At 72.6% G+C, this 23351-nt stretch carries 19 protein-coding genes; 4 read left to right on the top strand and 15 right to left on the bottom strand.

The window, feature by feature from the left end; genetic code table 11:
• Positions 1-9: 9 nt before the first annotated feature.
• Complete coding sequence (locus tag AC060L_RS30925; RefSeq protein ID WP_483802268.1) at positions 10-1254, bottom strand: multicopper oxidase domain-containing protein; 1245 nt, start codon at positions 1252-1254, stop codon at positions 10-12.
• 545 nt (positions 1255-1799) lie between these two features.
• Here AC060L_RS30925 and AC060L_RS30920 point away from each other — a divergent pair.
• Positions 1800-2918, top strand: a complete 1119-nt coding sequence (locus AC060L_RS30920; RefSeq protein WP_483802267.1) for a hypothetical protein — start codon at positions 1800-1802, stop codon at positions 2916-2918.
• 197 nt (positions 2919-3115) lie between these two features.
• A complete protein-coding gene (locus AC060L_RS30915; protein WP_483802266.1) occupies positions 3116-3409 on the top strand; it encodes a hypothetical protein in 294 nt (97 codons plus the stop codon).
• Between the two features lie 14 nt (positions 3410-3423).
• Here AC060L_RS30915 and AC060L_RS30910 read toward each other — a convergent pair whose 3' ends face one another.
• The 8 genes from AC060L_RS30910 to AC060L_RS30875 form a co-directional block, all read right to left on the bottom strand.
• Entirely contained in the window at positions 3424-4098 is a 675-nt protein-coding gene (locus AC060L_RS30910; protein WP_483802265.1) for a LamG domain-containing protein, read from the bottom strand.
• A gap of 161 nt (positions 4099-4259) precedes the next feature.
• On the bottom strand, positions 4260-5192 hold the full coding sequence (locus AC060L_RS30905; protein WP_483802264.1) for a S66 peptidase family protein: 933 nt from the start codon (positions 5190-5192) through the stop codon (positions 4260-4262).
• Between the two features lie 27 nt (positions 5193-5219).
• Positions 5220-6212, bottom strand: coding sequence for an ABC transporter permease (locus AC060L_RS30900; RefSeq protein ID WP_483802263.1), 993 nt, complete (start codon positions 6210-6212; stop codon positions 5220-5222).
• Positions 6205-7131 (bottom strand): ABC transporter permease, encoded by a 927-nt coding sequence (locus AC060L_RS30895; protein ID WP_483802262.1) that lies wholly within the window; start codon positions 7129-7131, stop codon positions 6205-6207. The genes AC060L_RS30900 and AC060L_RS30895 overlap by 8 nt, the downstream gene beginning before the upstream one ends.
• A 24-nt stretch (positions 7132-7155) precedes the next feature.
• Complete coding sequence (locus AC060L_RS30890) at positions 7156-8745, bottom strand: peptide ABC transporter substrate-binding protein (protein ID WP_483802261.1); 1590 nt, start codon at positions 8743-8745, stop codon at positions 7156-7158.
• Between the two features lie 14 nt (positions 8746-8759).
• Complete coding sequence (dacB, locus tag AC060L_RS30885; protein ID WP_483802260.1) at positions 8760-10343, bottom strand: D-alanyl-D-alanine carboxypeptidase/D-alanyl-D-alanine endopeptidase; 1584 nt, start codon at positions 10341-10343, stop codon at positions 8760-8762.
• 127 nt (positions 10344-10470) lie between these two features.
• Positions 10471-12324 carry an OmpL47-type beta-barrel domain-containing protein gene (locus AC060L_RS30880; RefSeq protein WP_483802259.1) on the bottom strand — a complete coding sequence of 618 codons (1854 nt, stop codon included), beginning with the start codon at positions 12322-12324 and terminating at the stop codon, positions 10471-10473.
• Between the two features lie 89 nt (positions 12325-12413).
• Positions 12414-14018 carry a phytoene desaturase family protein gene (locus AC060L_RS30875; protein ID WP_483802258.1) on the bottom strand — a complete coding sequence of 535 codons (1605 nt, stop codon included), beginning with the start codon at positions 14016-14018 and terminating at the stop codon, positions 12414-12416.
• A gap of 185 nt (positions 14019-14203) precedes the next feature.
• Here AC060L_RS30875 and AC060L_RS30870 point away from each other — a divergent pair, with 185 nt between their 5' ends.
• Positions 14204-14962 carry a class I SAM-dependent methyltransferase gene (locus tag AC060L_RS30870; RefSeq protein WP_483802257.1) on the top strand — a complete coding sequence of 253 codons (759 nt, stop codon included), beginning with the start codon at positions 14204-14206 and terminating at the stop codon, positions 14960-14962.
• A gap of 71 nt (positions 14963-15033) precedes the next feature.
• Here the strand turns inward: AC060L_RS30870 and AC060L_RS30865 are convergent, their stop codons facing one another.
• From AC060L_RS30865 to AC060L_RS30845, 5 genes are all read right to left on the bottom strand, one after another.
• Positions 15034-16761: an LCP family protein gene (locus AC060L_RS30865; RefSeq protein ID WP_483802256.1), complete on the bottom strand. Its 1728-nt coding sequence runs from the start codon at positions 16759-16761 to the stop codon at positions 15034-15036.
• A 201-nt stretch (positions 16762-16962) separates the two neighbouring features.
• Positions 16963-17562, bottom strand: coding sequence for a potassium channel family protein (locus tag AC060L_RS30860; RefSeq protein WP_483802255.1), 600 nt, complete (start codon positions 17560-17562; stop codon positions 16963-16965).
• Complete coding sequence (locus AC060L_RS30855) at positions 17555-19066, bottom strand: PT domain-containing protein (protein ID WP_483802254.1); 1512 nt, start codon at positions 19064-19066, stop codon at positions 17555-17557. The genes AC060L_RS30860 and AC060L_RS30855 overlap by 8 nt, the downstream gene beginning before the upstream one ends.
• Positions 19067-19200: 134 nt before the next feature.
• Positions 19201-20169 (bottom strand): ribonuclease BN, encoded by a 969-nt coding sequence (locus AC060L_RS30850; RefSeq protein ID WP_483802253.1) that lies wholly within the window; start codon positions 20167-20169, stop codon positions 19201-19203.
• Between the two features lie 40 nt (positions 20170-20209).
• Complete coding sequence (locus tag AC060L_RS30845) at positions 20210-21805, bottom strand: MFS transporter (RefSeq protein ID WP_483802252.1); 1596 nt, start codon at positions 21803-21805, stop codon at positions 20210-20212.
• Between the two features lie 223 nt (positions 21806-22028).
• Between AC060L_RS30845 and AC060L_RS30840 the strand changes: the two genes are divergently transcribed.
• Positions 22029-22628: an HdeD family acid-resistance protein gene (locus AC060L_RS30840; RefSeq protein WP_483802251.1), complete on the top strand. Its 600-nt coding sequence runs from the start codon at positions 22029-22031 to the stop codon at positions 22626-22628.
• A gap of 25 nt (positions 22629-22653) precedes the next feature.
• Here the strand turns inward: AC060L_RS30840 and AC060L_RS30835 are convergent, their stop codons facing one another.
• Positions 22654-23289 carry a DedA family protein gene (locus AC060L_RS30835; protein WP_483802250.1) on the bottom strand — a complete coding sequence of 212 codons (636 nt, stop codon included), beginning with the start codon at positions 23287-23289 and terminating at the stop codon, positions 22654-22656.
• Positions 23290-23351 lie beyond the last annotated feature (62 nt).

Raw genomic sequence — 23351 nt, 5'->3', positions numbered from 1 at the left:
GCTACCGGGTCACGGCAGGACCTGGTAGCGGCCGGCCATGCCGCCCATCATGTGCCGCACGACGTGGCAGTGGTAGATCCAGTTGCCCGGATTGTCCTCGGTGTACTCGATGGTCAGCGTGGAGGCGGGCCCGATCAGCTCGGAGTCGACCGAGTCGCCGCCGGACCGGCTGCGCCAGCGGTGCCCGTGCAGGTGGAAGACGTGGAACTCGCTGCCCAGCGCGGCGACCCGCCAGCGCACCCGGTCACCGACCCTGGCGGTGAAGGTCGGGGCGTTGTCCAGGAAGGCACCGCCGTTCACCAGGTTCAGGCTCATCCCCACGGACGGCACGTCCGACCTGTTGACGTCGTGCAGCACGACGACGAACTCACGGTCCACAGCCGGCGTTTCCCGGTCGTTGATCGCGAGCACGCCGACCATCCCGAGCTGCGCGCCGATCTCCATCGTGGGCATCGGTGCCATGCCGTCCGATGCGTCGGCGTCCTTCGGCTTCGGGCCGGGGGCGGCGATCGTCTGCGGCACCGAGTGGTCGTGGTAGGGCCAGGTGCCGGCCGAGGAGGGCGTGCACTGCCAGGTGTACGTGTAGCTGTCGCCGTACGCCACGGCCGTGCCCGGCGTGTTCGGGGCGTCGGCGAGCCAGCCGCCGTCGTTCTCCGGGGTGTAGCGCACGCCGTGCGGGTGCATGCTGTGCGGCCACTTGTAGTGCTGGTCGTTGTTGCGGAAGTGCACCCGGATCTGGTCGCCGACCTCGGCGCGCAGCACCGGTCCGGGGATCCCGCTGTTCGCGCCGATCCCGTCCGGGGCCGGGTCGGCGTCCAGCGGCTGCCCCCAGTTCGGGGTGTAGGCGCGGAAGCCGACGGCCCAGAAGGTGGTCTGCGCGCTGGTGAACTTCTGGCCGGACATCGCGTCGTAGCCGTTCGGCGCGGCGTTGTGCTCGAACGCGTCGGCCTGCACCCAGTACTCGCGCACCCGGCCGGTGGGCCGGAACGTGTCCGCCGCGAACGCGTCCTCCCGGCGCGGCGCCGGCCGGTGGCTGGTGGGCGTGGTGGGGGCAGTGGGGGCGGTGGGCACGGCCGCGCGGGCGGGCGTGCTCAGCGCGGCCAGCGCGCCACCGCCGAGCAGCGTGCGGACCACGGCTCGCCGGCGGGTGCGGCGGGCCGGTGCCCGGTCGGGTGCGTCGTCAGCCTCGTGGGGCTGGTAGGCCTGAGCGGCCAGGATGGTCTCGTCGGCCTGATCGGCCTGGTCAGCCGGCATCGGGTCCCTTTCCGGGAGAGAGGGCCGGCCTGACGGCCCCTCAGTGGCCGTCGGCCCGCACCGTCCAGCGCGTCTCGCGACCCTAGGCACCCGTGGTGGGCGATTCCCGGCAACCGCCCGGGGACTGTCGCCCGTGCGGCGCAGCCGGTTGCTCCGGTTCAGCGGCGCGGTCGCCAACCCGGGTGAGCAGTCCGGGTGAGCGGCCCGGGGCGAGTCGGAACCCTCAGTCCGACCCGCCCCAGCCATCAACATGATCCAATATAAATCAACAATAGTCAACATCCCCCCGGGTCTCGGGGTGATCGAGCGCTGGTCCGCGCGCCGGGGCGCCGGGGCCCGTTCAACCGGAGCCGCATCGTCCGTGTTCTCACCCTGGCGTCATCTTTGACGGTACGTCATCATGAACTGCCGCCGCGCACCGCGGTGATCAACTACGGGTACAGCGCTGCCCGTTCGAGGAACCGTGCAACCGGCCCACCCGTGTGCTCCGCACCGGAACGGCCGTCCCCGACCCCCATGCAATGCACGGAAGGACCCCCCACCGCATGCCTCGCATCAACGGTGCATCAGCTCTCACCTCTCGCTCCGCCAAGACCGCCGCGGCTGCCTCGGTCGCCGCGTTCGCCCTGATCGGCGGCGTCTTCGCGGGCAGTGGGCTCGCCCAGGCGCAGACCGTCGCGCCGACGGCCTCGCACGCCTACCGGCACGGCCTGGTGCCGATGCTCGACCCGGCGACCGGCCGCGCCGTCAACACGCCGGCCGTCAACGGCGCCCCGTCTGCGGCCGACCTGGCCTATGGCGGCGCCATCGACGGCATCGGCGTCACCACCGGTGCGCCGAAGGTCTACGTGATCTACTGGGGCTCCCAGTGGGGCACGTCCACGACCTCCAACGGCCTGGTCCACCTCAGCGGCGACAAGGCCGGCCTGGCGCCCGACCAGCAGAGCTTCTTCAAGGGCCTGGGCAGCAGCACCGACAGCTGGTCCGGCGTCATGACCCAGTACTGCCAGGGCATCGCGAAGGGTGCCAAGAGCTGCCCCTCGACCGCGGCGCACGTCGGCCACCCGGGCAGCACCGGCGCGCTCGCGGGCGTCTGGGTGGACAACTCGGCCGTCCCGTCCTCCGCGAACGGTCACCAGATCGCGCTGGAGGCGATCAAGGCGGCCAAGCACTTCGCGAACACCACCGCCGCGTCGAACCGCAACGCGCAGTACGTGATCACCTTCCCGTCCGGCACCAACCCGGACAACTACCAGGGTCAGGGCTTCTGCGCCTGGCACGACTACAACGGCGACAGCACGCTCTCCGGTGGCGCCGCGACCTCCCCGTACGGCGACATCGCGTTCACCAACATGCCGTACCTGCCGGACGCGGGAGCCGGCTGCGGCCAGGGCTTCGTCAACAAGCCCGGCAACCTGGACGGCGTGACGATCGTCGGCGGCCACGAGTACGCCGAGACCATCACCGACCAGAACCCGGCGGGCGGCTGGACCGACTCCCAGGGCGAGGAGAACGGTGACCTGTGCGCCTGGATCTCCTCCGGCCAGGGCGCCTCGCAGAACATCACGCTGAGCACCGGCAAGTTCGCGGTCCAGTCCACCTGGGCCAACGACTACAGCGGCGGCAAGGGCGGCTGCGAGGTCTCGCACGCGTTCGTGAAGTAGGACGTGAAGCACTACGTGAAGCAGTAGCGACCCGTCTGACCCGCGAGCTCCTCCCCGGCCGTGCCAGCGCCCGGGGAGGAGCTCTGTCGTGGGCGTGCTGCCTGTGCCCGAGTCCGCCAGACTGGAGGCAGGCGCCAAAGCTCGGCAGACGGGAGGCGGCGGCCATGGTCCCGGCACGGAGATCCCGCCTTGGTCGGTTGCTCGCTCGGCTCGGCGCGGCCGCCAAGCGGCGCGGCAGTCCGGACCGCGCCGTGACCCCGGACCGCACTGTGACCCCGGACGGCACTGTGGCCCCGGCCGGGGCCGGGCCGGCGCAGTCCGGTGGGCTGATCCCGCTGCGCTGGGGGCTGGTCACGGGCGAGGAGGCCGAGGTGCTGCTGGTGGCGGCCCGGCTGGCCGGGCTGGTCGACCAGAGCGAGTACCGCGACTCGCTCGCCGAGGTGGCGGCCGCCGACGACGACCGTTACCCGCTGCGGGTTCCGCTGAGGTGACGGATCAGGTCAGGTCAGGTCAGGTCCACCACGTCCGGATCGCGCTCCACCTGCAGGCTGAGGCAGGTCCAGCTCAGCCGCCGCGGTCCGCCGGGTGGCGGCGCCGGGTGGTAGGTGCCGTCCGAGATCGACAGGTTGACGATCAGGTAGGCGTGCCAGTCGGCGCCGACGCCCTGCCCGTCCTGGTAGAACGGCACCCCGTTCGCCGACCAGTCCACCGAGTCCGCGCCGATCCGGGTCTCCAGCTCCACCGTCGCGCCCGGCGCCACGCCGGCCGCGCCGCCGTGCCAGTACAGCTGGCCGCCGCCGACGTGGTTGGTGACCTCCAGCAGGTCCGGGTGGTCCGGGTGGTACTCGAAGAGGTCCACCTCGTTGCCGCCGTCCCGCCAGGTCCAGATCGCCGGCCAGGCGCCGAAGCCGGTCGGCAGCACGATCTGCGCGCGCACCAGGTCGCCGGCCTGGAGCTGGAAGCCCTCCGGGCTGCCCTCGGTGGTCAGCAGGTTGCAGCTCCACAGGCCGCCCCAGAACCGGCGGGTCGCGCTGAACACCCCGCCGGGGCAGTACGACCGGTTCAGGACGTCGAGCTTGTGGTCGGGCCGGTTGGTCGGGCCCATGTTCGGATAGGCGCTGGTCCTGCCGGCCGTCCACTGACTCGGTGACGCGAAGTCCGCGTCGAATACCACTGTCATGGCTGTCGCCCCCGTCCCCGCTGGGTGCCGCTGCGATCGCGGCACGGTACGCAGGGTAGGGTTCCCAGTACGCGCGGTGATAACCGAATCGGAGGCTCCGCCTCCGCGGGAAGTCGGACCGGCCGCTCTCCGGTGTCAGCAGCCGGTGCCAGCAACCCGCGTCAGTGGCCGAGCGGCGGGTCCAGCAGAGTCAGCGTTGACCCGGCCCCCGAGCCGGCCCCGGCCTCCAGCACCGCCCGCACCCCCAGCGGCACCGTCAGCTGCGGGTCGCCGTGCCCCGCCGGCAGGCCGGTGGCGACCGGGACGGCGAGGCCGCCGAGGCGGTCGGCGAGGACGGCGGCGACCTCCGCCCGCGGCCCGCAGTCGGTGAAGTCGCCGAGCAGCACGCCCGCCGCCCGCGCGAGCACACCGGCCCGGCCGAGCTGGGTGAGGATCCGGTCGAGCCGGTACGGCTCCTCGCCGGTCTCCTCCAGGAGCAGCAGGCAGCCGTCGGCCGGCAGGGCGGTCGGCGTGCCGATCGAGGCCGCCAGCAGGCTGGCGTTGCCACCGGCGAGCCGGCCGCGTGCCGTGCCGGGCACCAGCGCGGGGCCGGTGAGGGGGAGCCCGGTGACCAGCTCGGGGTGGAAGAGCACGGTGTGCAGGTGCTCGGCGCTGGCCGGCTGTTCCAGGGCGGCGGTCGCGGGCATCGGTGCGTGCAGGGTGCTGACGCCGAGGCGGGCGGCGAAGGCCTCGTGCAGTGCGGTGATGTCGCTGGAGCCGGCCAGCACCTTGGGCACCGCCGCGGCGAGCCGGTCCCAGTCGAGCAGCTCCAGCACCCGCTGGCTGCCGTAGCCGCCGCGGGCGCAGAAGACGGCGCGGACCGCGGGGTCGAGCCAGGCCGAGGTCAGATCGGCGGCCCGGTGCCGGTCGCTCCCGGCCAGATGGCCGAGGTGCGGGTCGGGGTGCCGGTCGAGGACGTGCGGCAGCACGGTGACCCGCAGGCCCCAGGACTCGAGCAGCGCCCGCCCGGCGGCGAGCCGGTCGGCGGCCACCGGGCCGGCGGGCGCGGCGATCGCCACCAGGTCGCCCACCCGCAGCTTCGGTGGAGTACGCATGGCTGGTGGATGGGGCATGGCCTCGGGTCACCTCAGCTTCGGGTCGTAGGCGTCCCGGACGGCGTCGCCGATCACCAGGAAGCTCAGCACGGTGGCGACCAGGAACAGCGCCGGAAACACGAGCAGGTGCGGGAAGTCGAGGAAGTACGCCTGCGCGGAGTTGAGTTGGAGCCCCCAGGAGAGCGCCGGATACTGCAGCCCGACCCCGAGGAAGTCCAGCGTCGCCTCGCCCGAGATGACGTTCCCGATGTTCAGCATGGCCACCACGACGACCGGTGTCACGGCGTTCGGCAGGATGTGCCGCAGCATCAGCCGCAGCGGACCGGCGCCGGTCGCGCGCGCGGCGCGGACGAACTCGGCGTCGCGCACCCCGATCACCTGGGCCCGCATCACCCGGGTCATCGTCGTCCAGCCGAGCACGACCAGCACCAGCGTCATCGCGCCGAGCCCGTGGTCGGGGAAGGCGACCAGGATCACGGTCGCGCCGAGCACGAACGGCAGCCCGAAGAAGACGTCGGTGCTCCGGGAGATCAGGCCGTCCACCCAGCCGCCGTAGAAGCCGGCCAGCAGCCCGAGCAGCACCGAGAGGGCGAGCGCGCCCGCCGTCACCGCGAGGCCGATCAGCAGCGGTGGCCGGCTGCCCCGGACGATCTGGGCCAGGTAGTCGCAGCCCTGCACGTCGAAGCCGAACGGATGGTCCGGGCTCGGCCCGATCCGCGAGTCGGCCAGCTCGCAGCGCCCGCTGTCGTGCGTCAGCAGCGCGATGAACGGGTCGGGGAACGCGGCCATCAGCGCGATCAGCAGCAGCACGCCCGCGGCGGCCAGGGCGACCGGCCGGGCCGTCAGCTCCCGCCAGCCGTCCCGCGCCGGTGAGGCCGGGCGCCGGTGCCGGCGGCGCGGCCGCCCGCGCGGCGGCAGCACCAGCTCGGTGACGGTGAGGCCGCCGGGCTGGGCGTCCGGTGAGCCGTCCGGTGGGCCGGCCGACGGCTCCTCGGGCGGGCTGAGCGGTGGGCTAGTCATGGCGGATCCTCGGGTCGAGCAGGCCGTACAGCAGGTCCACGGCGAGGTTGGCCAGGCAGAAGACCAGCACCAGCACGGTGGTGATGCCGACCACGGTCGGCCCCTCGCGCAGCTGGATCGCCTGGAAGACCTGCTGGCCGATGCCCGGCAGGTTGAAGATGTACTCGGTCACCACCGCGCCGGCCAGCAGCGAGCCCAACTCGACGCCGAGGAAGGTCATCACCGGGATCAGCGAGTTGCGCAGCGTGTGCCAGACCACCACCCGGAGCCGGGGCAGGCCCTTCGCGCTCGCGGTGCGCACGTAGTCGGCGCGCAGGTTCTCCAGCAGCGAGGCGCGGGTCAGCCGGGCGACGTAACCGGCCCCGAACGAGGCCAGCACCAAGCCGGGCAGCAGGTAGGCGGCCGGCCAGCCCGCGTCCGCGCCGGCGACCGGGAACCAGCCGAGCCGCACGCCGAACACCAACTGCGCGAGGTAGCCCAGGATGTAGCCCGGCACCGCGATCACCAGCGTGGTCCCGGCCAGCACCGCGTTGTCCGCCCAGCGGCCGCGCCGCAGCCCGGCCCACATCCCGAGCGCCATGCCGAGCACCGCCTCCAGCACCCAGGCGGTGAGGGCGAGCCGCAGCGTGACCTGCCAGCGCCCGGCCAGCGCCGCGGCGACCGGCTGCCCGGTGAAGGTCCGGCCGAGGTCCCCGTGCAGCAGACCGCGCAGGTAGTCGACGTACTGGACGAAGAGCGGCTGGTCGAGGTGGTAGCGGTGGCGCAGCTCGGCGAGCACGGCCGGCGGCACCGGGCGGTCACTGGCCAGGCCCTGGATCGGGTCGCCGGGCAGCACGAAGACGAGCGTGTGGATCAGGAAGGTGGTGGCCAGCAGCACGGGGACGGCGTACAGCAGGCGGCGGGCGAGGTAGCGGCCCATCAGCGCTCCTTCGGTGCTCGGCGCTCAGTGGCGCACGGTGACCTGCTCCAGGTGCAGTCCGGCGACGTACGGGTCGAGCTGCACGTTGCCGACCCGGTTGCTCCAGGCGGTCTGGTCCTGCCAGTTCCACAGCGGGATCAGCGGCAGCTGGCGCAGCGCGAGGTCCTCGGCCTGCTGGTAGTAGGCGATGCTCCCGGCGGCCGTCGGGGCGGCGTTGCCGCGCGCCAGCAGGTCGTCGAAGGCCGGGTCGTGCCAGCCCGAGCGGGTGCCGGGACCGAGCAGTCCGGCCAGGTAGTCCTGTTCGCTCGGGTAGTCGGCGACCCAGTTCTGCCGGTACGGGCCGCTCGCCTTGTGGCCGTTCAGGATCGGGCCGAGGTCGGCGGGGGCCATGGTCCGGAACGTGATCCGGCGGATACCGAGGTTCTGCTTCAGCTCGTTGGCGACGGCGGTCATCCACTGCAGGTAGCTGGGGTCGGAGTTGGCGAAGTACAGCTCCAGTGGGCCGCTGAAGCCGCCGGCCTGCTGGAGCAGCTCCCTGGCCCGGGCCGGCTGGTAGTCGCAGGTCTCGCCGCAGGCGTCGGTGCGGTGGCCCGGGATGGTCGCGCCGACCAGCGAGTCGGCGGGCGTGAACACCTCGTTGTAGATCGCCCGGGTGATCCCCTTGCGGTCGATCGCCATCGACAGCGCCCGGCGCAGCTCCGGCTTCGCGTAGCGCGGGTCCCAGACCGGCAGCCCGAGGTAGTCCATGGTGCCGCTCGGGCGGACGGTGTAGTGGTGGCCGAAGGTGCGCTTGGCCTCGTACGCGCGCGCCGGCGGCACGCTGGTCAGGAAGTCGAGGTGGCCGGCTTCCAGCTCGGTGAACGCGGTGTCCTTGCTGGTGAAGATCCGGAAGTGCACGGCGTCCGCCATCGGCGGGCGCGGCCCGCCGTACCCGGCCGCCCGCGCCAGGTCGATCCGCTGGTTGTGCTGCCAGGAGCCGTCGATCCGGAACGGCCCGTTGCCGACGGGGTGCACGTCGAAGCCGTCCGGATCGCTGAACGCGGCCTGCGGCAGCGGCGCGAAGGCGGGGAACGCGAGCAGCATCGGGAACTGGCTGAACGCGGTCTTCAGCGTCACCCGCAGCGTGCGGTCGTCCAGCACGGTGACACCGGCCAGGTGGCGGGTGGCGGGCTGTTGGCCGTCGGACGGATTGAGCTGGTCGTAGCCGTCGATCTGGGCGAAGTAGGAGTTGGCGTCCCAGCCGTTCGGGCCGTACGCCGCGGCGTCCCAGGCGGCGGCGAAGCTGGCCGCGGTGACCGGCTCGCCGTTGTGGAAGCGGGCGCCCTGGCGGAAGGTCAGCGTCCAGGTCCGCTGGTCGGCCGTGTCGACCGAGCTCGCCGCGAGCGGGACGGGGTGGCCGTCGTGCGGGTCGAGCGCGACCGGGGTGTCGAACAGGCCCTCCAGCACCTGGAGCGCGTAGCTGCTGGTGGTCCGGCCGGGGGTCAGGTGGTCGGGCTCGGTGAGCGCGACGGAGTAGGCGCCGCCGGGGACAGCCGGGACGGGGCGGTCGTCCCCGCCGCCGGTGCGCGCGCAGCCGCCGGTCGCGGCGAAGGCGAGCAGCAGACTCGCGAGCACCCGTGTCGGACGGTTCAGCACCGGGCGGCCGCGGTGCAGGCGGCCTCCCAGTCGTGGGCGGTCCGGGTGCCCGGCGCCGGCCGCTGCCGCAGCTGCGCGGCCGCCGCGGCGCCGTCGGAGGCGAGCCGGACCACGAACGCGTCGATCACCGGGCGCGGGCTGTCACCGGCGAAGTCGTTGAGCAGGATGCTGAACGCGAGCGGGTGCGCGCCGGGCCGGTCCAGGTAGCCGGCCAGCGCGTCCACGCTCGTCATCGAGCCGGTCTTCGCGTGCACCCGGCCCTCGGCGGGCGTGCCGCGCAGCCGCTCGGTGAGCGTGCCGCCGACCATCCGGCGCGGGTCCCCGGCCACCGGCAGCGCGTCGTACCAGGTGGCGAACCACGGCTGCTGCCGGGCGAACCGCAGCAGCGCGTCCAGCCGGGTGACGGTCATCAGGTTCTGCCGCGACAGCCCCGAACCGTCCACCTGCCGCCCGGCGGTCGGCTCCAGGCCGCTGCGGCGCAGGAAGCCGCGCACCTGGTCGAGCCCGGCGGCCCAGCTGCCGGAGCCGGACTTCACCCGCCCGATCTCCTTGACCAGGTGCTCGGCGATGCCGTTGTTGCTGAGCTTGAGGAACGGCACCAGCAGCGAGCCGAGCGGCGCCGAGTCGTGCCCCGCCACCGCGGTGGCGCCCGCCGGGGCGGTGCCCTCGCGCACGCCGCCGCGCACCGCGACGCCGTGCCGGGCCAGCGCCGCCGTGAAGACGGTCGCGGCGAGCCGGGCCGGGTCGTCCACGGCGACCCACTCGTCGGTCGGGCCGGCGTCCGCCGGCAGGCTGCCGGAGAGCACCAGCGCGTTGCCGCCGGGCCGCCGGCCCACCCCGACCGTGTCGTCGCTGCCGCCGGCGCCGGTGACCACCCGCCCGCTGAGCTGGACCGGTGCCTCGCCCGGGGTGAGCCGCACCGTGGCCGGCTGCCCGGCCTGGCGGGCCGGCGTCAGCGTGAGGCGGACGGTGCCCACGTCGTAGTCGGTGTCGGTGGTCAGCGTGAGTGCGGAGATCTGCGGGCTGTAGTACTCCGCCTGGTCGTCCCAGGCCCAGTTCTGGCCGAGCGGGATGGCGTCGAAGCGGGACGCGTCGGCGAGCACCGCGCCCGAGACCGAGCTGATCCCGGCGGCCGCCACCTGCCCGGCGAGCGTCTCAAGGTCGGCGGGCAGCAGACTCGGGTCGCCGCCGCCGCGCAGCACCAGGTCGCCGTCGAGCGCGCCGCCGGTGCGCGGACCGGCGGCCAGCACGGTGGTGGTGAACCGGTGGTCCGGGCCGAGCAGGTCGAGCGCGGCGGCGGCCGTGACGGTCTTCATCGTGGAGGCCGGCAGCAGCAGCGCGCCGGGGTCGTGCTGGTAGAGCACCTCACCGGTGGTCGCGTCGGTGACCAGCGCGGACGCCTGGGCGCCGGTCAGCCGGGCGTCACCGAGCAGCCGGTCCAGATCGGCACCGAGCGCGGCGCCGGCCGGGCCGGCCGGGCCGCTGCCGGCTGCGGGACCGGCCGAGCCGGTCAGCAGCAGGGCGACCAGGGCGGCGGCGAGCGGCGCGGCCAACCGCCGGGCGGGGATGCTGCGCACGGTGCCTCCAGAGAAACGGGCGGGCTCCGGGGCGGCCCGGCTGACCACCACCTTCGCGCCGCCGACCGGCCACCGGGCTACGACGACCACGCACCCGCCGAGAATTTCCCCCGCCCGGCGGACACGGTCAGCCGGCGGCGTGCCCGGCCTCCCCCGGGTCGCAGGCGATCCGGATGGTCAGCTCCCGGTCGGGCTCCTGGTTCTGTGCGTGGTCGATCGAGCGGTAGAGCAGACGGTGCCGGCCGTTGCCGCCGATCGTGATCGGGCGGGTGTACCGCTGCCAGCCGGTGCCGTCGAGGTCGTACTCGGTCCCGGCCACACCGGAGGCGTCGTCCGTCGCGGTGAGGGTCACGGTGACGTTCGTGGTGTAGACGCCTTGCGCGTCCGGGCGCGGGTCGGTCGTTGCCGTGGTGACCGGCGGTGTGGTGTCCGCCGGGAGGTCCAGGGCCTCCTGCTGTGGAGTCAGCTCGTTGTCCGGGGTCGGAGCCGGAACACCGGCGGCGGCGGTGAAGTTGCCGATCGAGCCGCAGCGAACATTGACGTTCGTCCAGTCGTTGAAGCTGCTGAGCTTGGTCAAATGCCCGTCGTGGTTGACGTCGAACCTGACCGGGGCCGGATCGGTATAGCCGTCGCAGTTCCAGTCGACCCAGCCGTCTTTCGCCGGCACGAGGTCGAAGCCGCCGCCGTTCGGGTCTGGGCACCAGTGCCTGATGTCGTAGTTCTGCGTGCTACTGGGGAACTTGTTCTCGTCGAGGGCTTCCTCGTCCAGTGTCGCGGTGGTCTGACCGGAGTAGTCGAGGGTTCCGCTCTCCTCGTTCTTCGTCAGGCCGTGCATCTGGTAGAGGTAGTTCATCACGCTGAAGTACTGCGGCTTGTTGTTGACGTCATCGCCGCCACCATGCCGCAGGCCCAGGTTGTGTCCCAGCTCGTGCATCAGGGTTCCGGCCTGCTCGTTGTTCGTGCCGACCTCGTTCGCGAAGCTGCCCAGGCTGATGATGAGGTCGCTTCCGCCGATGACGGCGATGCCACTGGAGTTGTTTCCGGGCGCCAGATTGTGCGCCGAGATCGCGTAGTGGAAGATCGGTGATCGTCCGGTGCTGACGAAACCGCCCTTCTCGGACTTCAGTTTTCCGAAGGCGTCCCACTTGTAGTTGCCGTTGCCGTCGTCCGTGCCGAGGTTACTGGTCTCGGGTAGTTGCCTTGCTCTGCTGAGATTGCCCCAGGTCTTCATGGTCTTGAAGTCGAGAATGCTGCCCGGGCCCGCATCGACGTGCAGGTTGATGCCGGTTGGCGCGAGCCTGCGGTAGTACGGCGATTTCGCAAAGGCATCGACCACCCGCTGGATCGCTGTACTGGAGAGCGCGTGGCTGTGGTCTTCGTCGGCCATCCAGTCGACCTGGACGAAGATGTCCGTCTTGTGCACGTCGGCACCCATCGCGGGCAGGTCGATGAACTGAGGGCCGCTGCCGTCTCCTGGGTCGAGGTAGACGCCGTGCAGCTTCCAGTCGGCGGGGATCCCGTCGCAGGTGAGGGAGTTGCAGCGGAAGAAATAGTCGACCTGCGCGTAGAGTCCGTTGTCGCCCGAGTAACTGGCCAGGTATCCGGGTGGGGCCGTGATGCTGTACGTGTTCGGATAGATGTACGGGACGTTCCAGGAGACCTGGACCACGGCGCCACCCTCTCCGCCGACCAGGAAGCTAGCCGTCGTGGTGCAGTCCTGGGCTGTGCACAGGCCCACGGACCATTGTGCGATTGCGCCTGCCGGGATCGTGGTTGGCACGCGGGTCGGGTGTCCCTGCTGCGCCTTGAGCGTCAGGACGCGGTCGCTCGTGTTGTGAAAGTAGACCGTCGCGCGCACGGAGGTTCGGTGGGCGGCAGCGGCGGGCGAGATGACCGCGACGAAGGTGAGCATGGCGAGGGCCAGCACGAGTACGGCACCGATCCCGGTTCGCCGCGAGTCGGCAGAACGTTTCGTATCCATACGATGACGCTAGGGTGGAGAAGGCCGCCGAGGGGGTCTCACCTGTCGCCTTGTCAATCTTTCGGCCGTACAACCGGATTCACGTGGCGCTACCGTCCCAGTGCCGCCATCGCCGCGTTGTGCCCCGGGATGCCGCTGACGCCGCCGCCGCGCACCGCGCCGGCTCCGCAGAGCAGGATGGTGCGGTGGGCCGTCGCCACGCCCCAGCGGACGGCCGGGTCGGTGGCCGGGTCGGCTGCTTCGTCCTCGTGGAAGGGGAACGCCAGGTCGCGGTGGAAGATGTTGCCGCCCGGCAGGCCGAGTTCGCGTTCCAGGTCCGGCGGGGTCTTCGCCTCGATGCACGGTTGGCCGTGCTCGTCCAGCGCCAGGCAGTCGGCGAGTGGTTCGTCGAGCACCGCGTCGAGGGCCCGCAGTGCGGCGTCCAGTGCCGCCTCGCGGGTGACGGTGCCGGGTCCTGCGGCGAACAGCCGGGCGGGCTGGTGCAGTCCGAAGAGTGTGAGGGTCTGGTAGCCCTGCGCGGCGAGCTCCGGGCCGAGGATCGAGGCGTCGGTGAGCGAGTGGCAGTACACCTCGGACGGCGCGGGCGCCGGCAGCCGCCCGGCGGCGGCCATGCGGTAGGCGGACTCCAACTCCCGGTAGGACTCCGCGATGTGGAAGGTGCCGGCGAAGGCCGCGCGGGCGTCCACCGAGTGGTCCCGCAGCCGGGGGAGCCGGCGCAGCAGCATGTTCACCTTCAGCTGCGAGCCCTCCGGTGCGGGGTCCGTCGATGTGGGGTCTGTCGACGGCTCGCCGAGCAGTCGGGCGAGCGTCTGCGGTGCTGCGTTGCAGAGCACCTGATCGCTCGTCACCTGATGCTCGGTCACATCGTCTCGGTACGTCACCTCGGCGGTGACGCCGTCGGTGGCAAGCGCCGTCACCTCGCAGCCGGTGCGGATCTCGGCGCCGGCCGCCCGGGCGGCGTCGGCGAGCGCGTCGGTGAGCGCGCCCATGCCACCGACCGGCACCGACCAGTCACCGGTGCCGCCGCCGATCACGTGATAGAGGAAGCACCTGTTCTGCCGCAGCGACGGGTCGTGGGCGTGGGTGAACGTGCCGATCAGCGCGTCGGTGAGGACCACGCCGCGCACCAGGTCGTCGGCGAACCGGCGCTCCACGCTCTCGCCGAGCGGCCGTTCGAAGAGCGCGTCCCAGGCCGCCGGGTCGGCCACCCGGCGACGCAGCTGCGCGCGGCTCGGCAGTGGCTCGGTGAGCGAGGGGAAGACCCGTTCGGCGACCTCCCTGGTCATCCCGTAGAACTCCTGCCAGGCCTTGAACTCGGCCTCCGAGCCGGTCAGTTCGCGGAACGAGGCGGCAGTGCCGGCCTGGTCGGCGGCGTCCACCAGCAGCCCGGTCGGCCGGCCGGCGCGGACGGTCGGGGTGTAGGAGGAGATCCGGCGCGGGCGCACGGCGAAGCGCAGGCCGAGCTCGTCGACGATCTTGCGCGGCAGCAGGCTGACCAGATACGAGTACCGGGACAGCCGAGCCGGCACACCGGCGAACGGCCGGGTGGAGACGGCCGCCCCGCCGGTGTGGTCGAGCCGTTCGAGGACCAGCACGCTGCGCCCGGCCCGGGCCAGGTAGGCGGCGGCGACCAGGCCGTTGTGGCCGCCGCCGACGATGACGGCGTCGTACTTGGTGCGGGTGGCTGCGGGCATAGGCCTGTCCTACCAGGGCCCGCGGGCCGGCGCCAGAGTGCCGGCGATCCGCCGGAGGGCTTCGGGGAGGTTCCGGTCGCCTACGGATCTTGTGGGGTGACGGGCCGGCATATATCGTCCCGATGTATCGAGTTGATATATCGGGGCGGCACTCGCGGCCGCCCGGTCCGACACGGGAGGGCGCGATGAGGACGATCGACTACGACACCGAGCAGTACCGGGACTACGCGCGCGGCCGCGCGCTCAGCGAGCGGCAACGGCAGACCTGGATCGACGCCTTCGCGGCGGTGCTGCCCGCGCAGCGCCCGCTGGTGGGACTGGACGTCGGCTCGGGGACCGGCCGGTTCACGCCCGCGTTGGCGGAGGCGTTCGGGCCGGTCACCGGGGTCGAGCCGGCGGTGCGCATGCGCGAGGTCGCGCAGGCGCAGTCCCGGCACCCGGAGGTGCGGTACCTGGCGGGCGCCGCCGAGGAGATACCGGTGCCCTCCGGCAGCGCCGACTACGCGCTGATGTTCCTGTCCTGGCACCACGTCCGCGACAAGCCCCGGGCGGCACAGGAGTTGGCCCGGGTGCTCAGGCCCGGTGGGCGGCTGCTGCTGCGCGCGAACTTCCGCGACCACCACCCCCGGCCGTGGTGGCTGGAGTACTTCCCCCGCGGTTACGAGGCGGACGCCGCGATCTTCCAGCCGCTGCACGAGGTCATCGAGACGTTCACCTCGGTCGGCTGGCGCGTCGCCGGGTTCGGCACGGTCACCGAGCCGTCCGCGGGCACGTACGGCGAGATGCTGGAGCGGCTGCGGCTGCGCACCCTCTCGTTCTTCGCGCAGCTCGATCCCGACGAGCTGGAGGTCGGCTTCCGCCGGCTGGAGCAGGCCGTCGCCGCGGATCCCGACGCACCGGCGCCGGTGTTCGCCGAGCCGCTGCTCACGCTCGAACTGGGCTGATGCGGCTTCTCCCGGGCCATCGGCCTCCGCTGTGACGGGAGCTGACGGTCCGGGAGAAGCGAACAGCCGGGTTACTGCGCCGAGTCGGGGACGTCGGGGCTCTTGGCGTAGGCCTGGGTCGGGTTCATGCCGACGCCGTTGAGCTCGACGGTGCGGTCGGTGCTGACCTGGGCGCACTTGCTGTTGTCGTCGGCGGTCTGCGCGTCGCTGTTGCTCAGCGCGGCCTGGGTGTTGACCGGTGCGGGTGCGGCCGGGGAGCCGCCGGCGGCCGGGGACCCAGCGGCGCCGAAGGTGGTGCCGCTGGTCCAGTCGGTGCCGATGACGAGCGTGATGCCGGTGCCGCGACCGGGGACGACGGCGCTGGCGGGCAGGCCGACCGAGGCGGCGACCTCCTGCGCGTCGGCCTCGCGACCGGCGGTGTAGGTGACCTCGCTCGTGGTGGCCGAGGCGGTGAACTTCTCGGCGGCGGTGCCCGGGTTGTAGCCGGCCGTCTTGAGCGCGGTGGCGATCTCGCCGCCGCGGCCGGTGACGCCGCTGCCGTTGTCGACGTGGACCACGATGTCCGCCTTCGGCGCACCGGCGCCGGCGCCCGCGGCGGGTGCGGCGGCGGCCGTGGTCGGGGCGGCGGGGGCCGGGGTGTTCGGGTCGCTGGTCGAGGTGGCCGAGGCCGCCGCGGAGGACTTGTCGCCGCTGTCGGTGGTCAGCGACTGGTCGTTGATGATCGCGTTGAACAGGTTCTTCGCAGCCGGCGCCATCAGCACGCGCCCGTCCTCGCCCTTGAGCGTGTCCGGGGTGTTCTGCATCGTGGTGAAGGTGATCCGGTCCGGCTTGACCTTGTTCAGGTCGTCGGCCAGGCCGACCAGCTGCGGCACGCCGTCCAGGCCGTTGTCCACGGTCAGCGCCTTGGTCGCCGCGTTCGCCAGGCCCAGGACGGCGGCCGGGTCCGTGAGCGTCCCCGCGCTCTTCAGCTGGCGGATCATCGAGCCCATGAACATGTGCTGGGCGACCGCGCGGCCGAGGTCGCTGCCGTCGCCGAAGCCGTGCCGGGTGCGGACGAACTGGAGCGCCGGCATGCCCTTGAGGGTGTGCGTGCCCTTCTTCAGCTTCAGGTGCGAGTACGGGTCGTAGACGTCGTTGGAGACGCAGATCGGCACGCCGCCGATCGCGTCCGACATCTGCACCACGCCGGAGAAGTCGACCTTTATGAAGTGGTCGAGGGGTATACCGGTCAGCTGGTGCACGGCGGCCACGGTGCAGCCCGGGCCGTAGTCCAGGGTGCTGTTGATCTGGCCGCGCTGGGGCTTCATCGACGTGTGGTGCACCGTGTCGGTGCAGCCGGGCAGGTCGGTCATGATGTCGCGCGGGATGCTCATCACGGTCGCGTTGCTGCGGTCGGCCGAGACGTGCATCACCATCTCGACGTCCGCGTTCGCGCCCGGACCGCAGTCGCCGCCGATCTGGCAGTCGGTCGCGTTGTCGCGCTCGTCCGAGCCGATGATCATGATGTTGATCGGCGTGCGGCCGAACGCGTCCGGCTTCTCGTGGCCCGCGTCACCGGAAGTGCCGGCGAACAGCGCCGAGCTCTTGATGTTGCCCGAGAGCTCCGAGTAGAAGTAGCCGCCGACGCCGGCGGTCAGCAGCACCGCACCGGCCGTCGTGTAGCCCAGGATCCGCAGACCCCTGCGCTTCGGCTTCTTCGCGCCCTTGCGAGCCGCGGCCCGCCCGCCCGCAGCCGCTGGGGGCTGCCCGCCGGAACGCGCACGACGCGCCTGGGCCCTGCCCGCTGGTACCTCGGTCATCCCCGCAAGTCCTCATTCCTCGACCCGCGCGACATGCGCTGCCGTTCGATGGGCAGGACGACAGCGGGGGTTCACCAGGTTGCACTGTTGCGCAATCTAGCAAGTGAATCTGAGGATGCCGAAGTTCGGGGGTGCCGGTGAGCTGCAGGCAGCGCTGCAGGCACCGATGGGGGCACTGATGGGGGAGGGTCTCCGCGCGGGTCAGTCGTCTTGCGGCCGGCCGTCGCCGGAGTCCGTCCCGGCGGTCCCCGGCTTGGGGTCCAGCTGCCGGCGCAGGCCCGCGTTCACCGCGTTGACCACCAGCCGGGCCGCCACGCCGAGCAGGATCAGGTCGGCCAGCATCTGGCCGGTGGTGATCACCCGGGCGGTCCTGGTGCGGGCGGTGATGTCCCCGAAGCCGACCGAGCTGAAGACGGTGATGGTGAAGTAGAGCGCGTCGGTCCGGGACAGGCGCTCGGTGAAGCTGCCCGGCGCGTTGCGCTCCAGCACGTAGTAGGCGCCCGAGAAGAGCAGGCAGAAGAGCGGGATCGTGGTGGCCAGCGCCTCGACCGCGCGCAGCCGGGGGTAGTCGGAACGCATGATCGCGAGCGTCTGCCAGACGAGCAGCAGTGTGATCACGATCATGCCGAGGATGAGCGGCAGCAGGGCGTTCAGCCGGAACCGCCCGTCCAGCGGCGCGAGGTAGTACAGCGCGCCCAGGCCGGCCGTGGTCAGCAGCACCCGCACCAGGGTCAGCACCCCGGCCCGGCGGCCGGCCGGGCTGGACCGCCCGGGCCGCCAGGGCGGCGGCGCGTCAGCCACCGGACGTCCCCTGTGGTGCGGCGGCGGCGGCGGTGGTGGCGGCGCCGGCGGCGGGCGCTGCCGGGCCCGGCGCCAGGAACTCGCGGATCCCGAACGCGGCCAGCACGGCGACCGCGTACCAGAACACCACCGGCGCGCTCGGCTGGTCCCACAGCACGAAGGCGATCGCCGCCAGCAGCAGGATCGTGACGCCGACCGCGTGCTTGTGCCGCCGGACGAAGTGCTCGACCGGGCCGGCCCGGAAGCCGACCGACTCGGCGACCGACCGCACCCCGGCCGCGCCCTGGGCGCCCGCTCTGCGCACGGTCGTCGCGGCCCGCGAAGGCCCGACGAAGAACGCGCCGAGCGCGATGACCACGGCGAGCGTGCCGACCGTCCGGACCGACTTGCGCAGGAACGTCACGAGCGCGTCGTAGACGGCCTCGGCGGCGTCCGGTGAGGCGTCGGCCGGCAGGTGGTCCAGGAAGTACGACCGGAACACCGCGAGCGCGATGCCCAGCAGCAGCATCGCGGCCGCGACGCCGACCGCCGCCCAGAGCAGCGCCCGGCGCCGGTTGACCGCGAGCAGGACGCCGCCGGCGGCGATCAGCGCGGCCACCACCGCGAGCCAGTCGCCGAGGATCTCGAGCAGCCGGAAACCCGACTTGACCTTCGCGAGGTCGGGCGAGGCGAAGATGACGAAGTCGGTGTGGACGGTCGGAATCGAGGACGCCACGCCCAGGCCGCCACTGACGAGCTTCGCCTTCACCTGGTCGATCACCGGCGCGAGATCGACCGTGACCTCGTTGTTCGTGAGCTTGATGACGCCGCCGCCCTGGCCGGTCAGCGCCTTCGCGACCGAGGAGTGCGCGGCGCGGACGGCGTTCGTCCAGATCGTCGCGAACTGGTCGCTGCTGACCACCTGCCCGACCACGTTGTCGACCAGGCTGGTCAGCCCGTTGCCGATCGGCCCGGTCAGGCCGCCGATCAGCTGGGCGACCTGCGGCGGGATGCCGTTCGCCGCGGCCGCCTGGGAGAGCTGGTTCACCAGGGAGTTCACGTCCACCTGTTGCAGCACGGCACCGCTGATCTGCTTCGTGACGGCGTCCTGGATCCGCGGGTCGCTCGCCAGCGGGCCGATGGTCGCGACGAAGGTGTCGGTGTCGGTCACCAGGTTGTGCGCCCAGACCGCGAGCACGGCGAGCAGCGAGAGGACCGAGGCGAGCACGATCAGCACCACGGATCCGCTGGTCCGCAGCCGGTGGTGCTCCTGAGGTGGCCCGGCGGCCTCCAGCTGGGCGACCCGGCGGCGCAGCGCGACGACGTCGTCCTCGTCGGACGGGCCGCCGGCGCTCGGGTGGTCGGACGGCTGATCGGACGGCCGCTCGTCCGGCTGGTCGGACGGCCGGCTGCCCGGTTGCCCGCCCGGTTCCCCGCTGGGCCGGTCGCCCGGTCGGCCGTCCGATCGTCCGCCCGGCTGCTCGTCCGGCTGCCCGTCGTCCTCGGCGGAGGCTGTCGGCGGCATCTGTGCTCCTGGTGGCTCGGCCTGCTGGGCGGCGAGTGGCTCGACTGTGCTGAGCCGGGGCCTTCTCCCCAGCAAAACCGAGAACCCGGCCCGCCACGACCTGCGCTAACCCGGACGGGCCCCGGGGCCCGTCGTCAGAGCTCCTTCTGCCCGGCGCCGCCGGTCGGCGGTTCGGACGGCCGGTCGGGTGACGGCTCGACCGGTGGCTCCGGCGTCTCCTCGGTCGGTGGCCCGGCCGCAGGCCCGGTCGGTGGCTCCGGGGACGGCGTGCCGAGCAGCTGGATCATCGGGCCCTCGTTCGCGATCACGTAGCCGACCGCGATGCAGAGCGTGATGGCCGTGAAGAGCACGATCAGCCAGGAGAACATCGTGAAGATCGGGCCCATCGCACCGAACTGCGCGAAACTGCGCTCCAGCGCGCGCGGCACGTAGAGCGTGGAGACCTCGACCAGCGTCACCAGCGCGACCCCCGTCAGGGCCGCCCCCGGCAGCAGCGGCAGCCACGGCACCCGCCCGCCGAGCAGCAGGTGCTGCGTCCACCACCAGAGCAGCGTGCCGGAGATCACCGAGAGCACGCCGCCCAGGCCCCAGCCGGCTCCGAACGCATCGTGGATCTTGCCCTGGAACAGCAGCGCGACGAGCCAGACCAGCAGCCAGGCCACCCAGCGCCCGGCCGCCAGCCGGGTGCTCGCCCGGGGCAGGTGCCAGGACCACTCGCACAGCCGCTGCAGCGCTCGGCTGCACGCGGTCGCCGACAGCAGCGTGACCAGGATGCCGACCGCGCCGGTGCCCTCCTTGAGCTGCGTGTGGCCGGAGCTGAAGACGGTCGTGACCTCCTCCAGCGGGGCGCCGCGCAGCCCGAGGACGATGCGCAGCGAGTCGACCAGACCGTCGCGGATCCAGCTCGGCGCGAAGGCCGCGATCACGAAGACGACCGGCAGCGCGGTCAGGAAGGTCTGCGCGGCGAGCCGGGTGGCGGTGTCGAGCACGCGCACGTGGATCAGCTGGGTGGTGAGCCGCTCCAGGAACGGCGTGGTGCGCAGCGTGGCCGCCGAGGTGTCGAACCACCGGCGGACGCGTTCGCTCCTGTCGCGCCAGCTCACGGCAGGCTCCGGTCGGGCACGGGCACGGGCACGGGCACCGTCACGGCCCGGTCGGGGCGGCGGCCGCCGGTGATTCACCCGTCCGGGCCGTGGGCAGCCGGTGGGTGAAGGCGAAGCAGCCGAGCGTGATCGCGGCCGTCGCGAGCAGCGCCGCTCTGAGCCCGGCGAGCTGGGCCTCCCGGTAGCCGTCGACGAGCGCGGCCGCCTCGTCGGGCGGCACCGCCGTCCCGGCCAGCGCCGTGGCGACGGAGTCGGCGGGCACGAACATGATCCCCGCCTCCAGCCGGCTGCCGGCCGCCTGCCGGACCTCCTGCGAGATCCGCGGATCGTCCGCGATCACCTCGGTGTACGCGGTGGCCAGCGCGCCGATCAGGATCGCGCCGATCAGTGCGGTGCCGAGCGAGGAGCCGAGGTTCTGCGCGGTGTACTGGAGCCCGCCGACCTCACTGCGGTCCGCCGTGCTCACGCTGGACTGGACGACGTTGCCCAGCTGCGAGGCGAGCAGGCCCATGCCGAGCCCGAGCAGCGCCATCGCGAGCGCGAACGACAGGTTGTTCAGCGTGGGCTCGATCGTGCCGACCAGCCAGACGGTCGAGATCAGCAGGACCAGCAGGCCGATCCGGATCACCGCCCGCGGCGAGGCGAACCGGCCCAGTCGTGAGCCGCCCAGCGACGCCGCCAGCATCGTGATCGACACCGGCAGCAGCTTCAGCCCGGTCTCGAAGGCCGTCAGGCCCTGGACGACCTGGAGGTAGAGCGGGATGACGAAGAACAGGCCCAGCAGGATCAGGTTCTGGCTGAACAGCATCAGCAGTCCGGACCGCAGCTCCGTGATCCGGAACAGGCCGAGGCGCACCAGCGGGTTCGCCTGGCGCCGCTCCCACCAGTCGAAGACGCCCAGGACGACGCCGCCGAGCGCGATCCCGAAGACCGTCGGGGAGTAGCCGAGCACGGTGAACGGGGGATTGCGCGGCTGCAACCAGCCCCAGGTGCCGCTCTGCAGCACGGACACCACCAGCAGCGCGAGCCCGGTGGCCGACAGCACGGTGCCGACCCAGTCCAGCCGTGGCCGCTCGGTCGGTTCCTGCTCCTGCGGGATCCACCCCATCAGCAGCAGGATCGCGACCACCAGCACGACCTCGCCGGCGAAGACCAGCCGCCAGGTCAGGTAGGTGGTCAGCCAGCCGCCGAGCAGCGGGCCGACCGCGATGCCGGCGCCGGCCAGCCCACCGATCACGCCGTACGCGACCGCGCGGTCGGGGCCCCGGTAGGCGCCGGCCACCAGGGCGGCGAGCGCCGGGAGCACCAGCGCCGCGCCGAGGCCCTCGATGATCGACCAGCCGAGCGCGAGCACCCAGAGCGTCGGTGCGACGGCGGTCAACGCCGAGCCGACCCCGTAGATCACCAGCCCGAGCGAGAACATCCGGCGGCGGCCGAACATGTCGCCGAGCTTGCCGCCGGTGATCATGAAGGCGGCCATCACCAGGGTGTACAGCGTGATGACCCCCTGGATCGCGGTGACGGTGGTGTCGAAGTCCTTGACCAGCTGACTGATCGACACGTTCATCACCGAGGCGTCCAGCACCATCAGGAACTGGGCGGTGCCCAGCACGATCAGCGCCTTCCAGCGGTTCACCGCACCTCCACGGCCTGCGGCCATCGGCAGCAAACGGGCAGTAGCGGCCAACGTATCAGCGGGTGACCGATCGGGCGCGGAGAGTGCCACTGGGGGAGAGGGACCGGTGCGGCCCGGGGCGACCCGCTCGGCGCGGGCGCGGCCGGGCGGGTCGCGGCACACTGGGGTGATGGGGGTGTCAGGTCCCACGCGGCCCCGGCCGCGACGACCGAGGGAGCCACCGGTGACCGAACCGTTCCGGCCCGCCTACGCGGACCCGCAGTCGTATCTGGCCGGCCTCGGCCGGTCATGGTGGTGGATGCTCGGCTTCGGCGTGCTCACCGCTGCCGCCGGCGTGATGATGCTCAGCTGGCCCGAGGAGACCGTCCGGATCGTCGCGATCATCATCGGCATCCAGCTGCTGGTGGCCGGGGTGGTCCGGTTCGTCAGCGCCTTCGGGCACGAGGAGCGCGGGACGGAGGGCCGCGCCCTGCGGGTGCTGCTCGCGCTGCTCGCGATCCTGGCCGGTGTGCTCTGTCTGCGGCACCAGTTGCAGACGATCGGCTTCCTCGCGGTGGTCGTCGGGCTCTACTGGCTGCTCTCCGGTGCGGTGACGCTCTGGGTGGCGATCAGCGAGCAGGACCTGCCGTACCGCGGACTGATGCTCTTCTTCGGCGCGCTCGGCATCGTGGCGGGCATCGTGGTGCTCAGCTACCCGGTGGGGTCCGCGATCGTGCTGGCCCGGCTGATCGGGCTGTGGCTGCTGCTGCTCGGGCTCTTCGAGGCCGCCATGTCGTTCGCGGTGCGGGCCTCGGCGCGCCGACTGCAGCAGGCCGCGGGCTGAAGGGCCCCGAAAGGCGCCGCCGGGCTCAGCGCGACGTACGGCGCCGGGAGAGCAGCAGCGGCAGCGCGGAGAGCACCACGACCGCGAGCACCACCGGCAGCAGGTAGTCGTCTATCCGCGGGAACGAGCTGCCCAGCGCGTAGCCCGCCAGGATCGTGCTCTGGGTCCAGAGCAGCCCGCCGACCACCTGCCAGAGCGTGAACGTCCTGGTCGGCACGCGCAGGACGCCGGCCAGCGGGCCGAGCACCGAGCGCACCATCGGCACGAAGCGCCCGAGCACGATCGCCTTGCGCTGGCCGTACCGGTCCAGCAGGTGTTCGGCCCGGGCCGCGGTGCTCTTCAGCCGGGTGCTGCGGCTGCGCGCGAGCAGCGGCTGCCCGCCGTGCCGGCCGATCAGAAAGCCCAGCTGGGTGCCGACGATCGAGCCGGCCCCCGCGCAGAGCAGCACCTGCCAGAGCGTGAGGTACGGCCCGTGGTGCGTGCTCGCGGTGGTGCCGGACGCGCAGAGCACGCCCGCCGGGAAGAGCAGCGTGTCGCCCGGCACGAAGAAGCCCACCACCAGCAGCCCGGCCTCGACGAACGTCACCAGCAGGACCGCCAGCGCGCCGTAGGAGGCGAGCAGCGAGGAGCCGCTGGTGACGTTGAGCGCCGTCGAGACCATCCGTTACCCCCTCCCCCCGGCCGGTCCGCTCTGGGCCCGGTGTGCGGGGCCGCTGCCCCGTG

The organism is Kitasatospora sp. NEAU-69 (assembly GCF_057158765.1).
This window is presented reverse-complemented; position numbering and strand designations above follow the sequence as displayed.

Coding starts and splice junctions, on each gene's coding strand:
- AC060L_RS30855 (WP_483802254.1), bottom strand. CDS start 19,066: ATGCCGCCGACAGCCTCCGCCGAGGACGACGGGCAGCCGGACGAGCAG.
- AC060L_RS30870 (WP_483802257.1), top strand. CDS start 14,204: ATGAGGACGATCGACTACGACACCGAGCAGTACCGGGACTACGCGCGC.
- AC060L_RS30905 (WP_483802264.1), bottom strand. CDS start 5,192: ATGCGTACTCCACCGAAGCTGCGGGTGGGCGACCTGGTGGCGATCGCC.
- AC060L_RS30900 (WP_483802263.1), bottom strand. CDS start 6,212: ATGACTAGCCCACCGCTCAGCCCGCCCGAGGAGCCGTCGGCCGGCCCA.
- AC060L_RS30880 (WP_483802259.1), bottom strand. CDS start 12,324: ATGGATACGAAACGTTCTGCCGACTCGCGGCGAACCGGGATCGGTGCC.
- AC060L_RS30865 (WP_483802256.1), bottom strand. CDS start 16,761: ATGACCGAGGTACCAGCGGGCAGGGCCCAGGCGCGTCGTGCGCGTTCC.
- AC060L_RS30920 (WP_483802267.1), top strand. CDS start 1,800: ATGCCTCGCATCAACGGTGCATCAGCTCTCACCTCTCGCTCCGCCAAG.
- AC060L_RS30835 (WP_483802250.1), bottom strand. CDS start 23,289: ATGGTCTCGACGGCGCTCAACGTCACCAGCGGCTCCTCGCTGCTCGCC.
- AC060L_RS30895 (WP_483802262.1), bottom strand. CDS start 7,131: ATGGGCCGCTACCTCGCCCGCCGCCTGCTGTACGCCGTCCCCGTGCTG.
- AC060L_RS30925 (WP_483802268.1), bottom strand. CDS start 1,254: ATGCCGGCTGACCAGGCCGATCAGGCCGACGAGACCATCCTGGCCGCT.
- AC060L_RS30875 (WP_483802258.1), bottom strand. CDS start 14,018: ATGCCCGCAGCCACCCGCACCAAGTACGACGCCGTCATCGTCGGCGGC.
- AC060L_RS30910 (WP_483802265.1), bottom strand. CDS start 4,098: ATGACAGTGGTATTCGACGCGGACTTCGCGTCACCGAGTCAGTGGACG.